The following is a 2,627-nucleotide window of genomic DNA, read 5'->3' as shown; positions in this document are numbered from 1 at the left end:
GTCAAGGTCATCATTGACGATGACGAAATCATATTCCTTCCAGTGCTCGATCTCGTTGCGGGCGTTTTTCAGCCGCGTCTCGATCACCGCCTCCTGGTCTTCAGCGCGACGTTTCAGCCGCGCCTTCAACTCCTTCATCGATGGCGGCAGGATGAAGATCGAGACAATGTCGGCGCGCATCTTCTCCTTGAGCTGCTGGGCGCCTTGCCAGTCGATGTCGAACAGCATGTCGCGCCCCTCGGACAGCGCCAGTTCGGCCGGTTCGCGCGGCGTCGCATAGCAATTGCCATGCACCTCGGCCCACTCCAGCAGCGCGTCGGAATCACGAAGCCGCTCGAATTCGCGCATCGTCCGAAAATGATAGTGGACGCCTTCGATCTCGCTTCCACGGCGCGGCCTGGTGGTGACCGAGACCGACAGTTCGAGGCTGGAATCGCTTTCCAGAAGATTGCGCGCGATCGTCGACTTGCCGGCGCCGGACGGCGACGACAGGACGAGCATCAGGCCCCGGCGGCGTATGCGGGACCCCAAATCCTTGGCAACCATCGGCTACTCCAGATTCTGGATCTGTTCACGAAACTGGTCGACCACCGCCTTCAGGTCCAGGCCGATCGCGGTGATGGCTGCGGCATTCGATTTGGAACACAGCGTATTCGATTCGCGGTTAAATTCCTGTGCCAGAAAATCGAGCTTGCGACCGACCGCGCCGCCGCCCACCAGCAGTGCCCGGCCGGATGCGACATGCGTTTTCAGCCGGTCGATCTCTTCGCGAATATCGGCCTTGGTGGCCAGGAACGCCGCCTCCATATGCAGTCGGGTGGCATCCAGATTGGCGGAAGCGTCCATCAGCAGCCTGACCTGCTCGGCGATGCGTTCGCGGATCACCGCGGTCTCGCGGGATGGATCCACTTCTGCCCGCAGCGTCAGCGCCTCGATCGTGTCGATATGACCCGACAACAGCAAAGCCAGCGCGGCTCCTTCGCCCTGCCGTGCCTGTTCGAGCCCGTTCAAGGCCACTTCGAGCGCGGCCATGACCGCGGCATCGAGCGCGGCCCTCGCCTCCTCGGTTTCGACGGTTTCAGGAATGTCGAGCACGCCGCGCAGCGAAAGCAATCCATCCGACGTCGCCGCAGCAACGCCGAATTGCTCCTGCAGCCGTTTGGCGAGCCCAGCAAGGTCCTTCAGGAAGGCTTCGTTGACGACCGGCTGCGCCTGCGCGCCAACGGCACGGCCGATGGTCAGCGTCGCCTGGAAATTGCCGCGTGCAAAACGTTTCTGAAGTATTTGCCGGACAGCAGGTTCCAACCGCTCGAAGCCTTGCGGCAGCCGCAGCCGTACCTCGACGCTCTTGCCGTTGACGGACTTGACCTCCCAGGCGATCGAGGTGCCTTCGTGCTCGGCGACGGCACGTGCAAAACCGGTCATGCTCTGCAAATTCATATCGCCCACACGTCCCTGGCACATCGCCCTGAACCGGCTTTCCGGACAGAGCGAGTGCGGCTTGAAAAAGATTGCGCCGCAGGCGCGTCGAAACCGGACGCGCGGCGCTCTTCCAAATGTCAGGGCGTTGCCTGCCGGGCAACGCCTTCCTTCATTTACTGGGCAGCGCCCGCGTCACCGCCGCTGTCGTCGGCACCGTCAGCCGGCCCACTGCCAGCGGGTTTGACGGCATTGCTGTCGCCGGTGCCAGTCGTCTTGGCGGCTTTGGCGGCATCATCGGCCTGCTTCTTCAGCAACGCGCGATAGCGGGCGACGTTCTCGTTGTGCTCGTCCAGCGTCGCGGCAAAAACGTGCCCGCCGGTGCCGTCGGCAACGAAATAGAGGTCGGCGGTCTTCGACGGATTGGCCACCGCCTCCAGCGCTGCACGACCCGGATTGGCGATCGGCGTCGGCGGCAAGCCATTGATCACATAGGTGTTGTAGGGCGTCTGTTTCTGGATGTCCGACTGGTAGATCGGCCGGTCCGCCGGCTTTCCCTTGCCGCCGAACAGCCCGTAGATGATGGTCGGATCGGATTGCAGGCGCATGCCCTTGGCAAGCCGGTTCAGGAAGACGGCGGCAACTCGCGAACGCTCGTCACCCTTGCCCGTCTCCTTCTCGACGATCGAGGCCAGCGTGACGAACTCCTCGACGTTGGCCAGCGGCAGGTCAGGCGCGCGCCGCTGCCAGACATCGTCGACCAGCTTCTTCTGATCCGCCAGCAGCTTATCGACCATCTGCTGGCGTGTCGCTCCGCGCGTGAAGCGCAGCGTGTCGGTGGCGAGGCTGCCCTCCGGCGGCGTGGTTGCCGGCATGTCGCCGCTCAAGGCATTCTCCTCGGCGATGCGCTGCAATGCCTGGTCGACCGTCAGTCCTTCAGGAATGGTCAGCGAATACATCACCGACTTGCCGCTCTTCAGAAGCTCCATGATATCGCGCATGGATGCCCTGGGCTTGATCTCGTACTCGCCGGCTTTCAGCGCGGAATCATTGCCGAAGGCCCGCACGCCAAGGCGGAATACCCGGGCGTCGCTGATCAACCCGCGGCGTTCGAGCTGGTCGGCGATATCCTGGACGCCGGTGCTCGGCTTGACCAGGAAGGTGTCGCCATTGGCCGAAGGTCCGGGTTCGGTGAATTCCTGCTTGCC

General features: G+C 63.3%; 3 protein-coding genes. All 3 read right to left on the bottom strand.

Going from position 1 to position 2,627, the window contains the following annotated elements:
• Positions 1 to 546: guanylate kinase (gene gmk / locus EN984_RS30455; RefSeq protein WP_127384183.1), on the bottom strand; the 546-nt coding region annotated here is incomplete at its 3' end.
• 3 nt (positions 547 to 549) lie between these two features.
• Positions 550 to 1,440: a YicC/YloC family endoribonuclease gene (locus tag EN984_RS30450; RefSeq protein WP_127272657.1), complete on the bottom strand. Its 891-nt coding sequence runs from the start codon at positions 1,438 to 1,440 to the stop codon at positions 550 to 552.
• Between the two features lie 155 nt (positions 1,441 to 1,595).
• Positions 1,596 to 2,627 (bottom strand): endolytic transglycosylase MltG (mltG, locus tag EN984_RS30445; RefSeq protein ID WP_127384182.1); only part of this gene is annotated, 1,032 nt, incomplete at its 5' end.

Origin of the sequence: Mesorhizobium sp. M7A.F.Ca.CA.004.12.1.1, from assembly GCF_003997835.1 — a bacterium.
In the GTDB taxonomy this organism is placed as follows: Bacteria; Pseudomonadota; Alphaproteobacteria; order Rhizobiales; family Rhizobiaceae; genus Mesorhizobium.
This window is presented reverse-complemented; position numbering and strand designations above follow the sequence as displayed.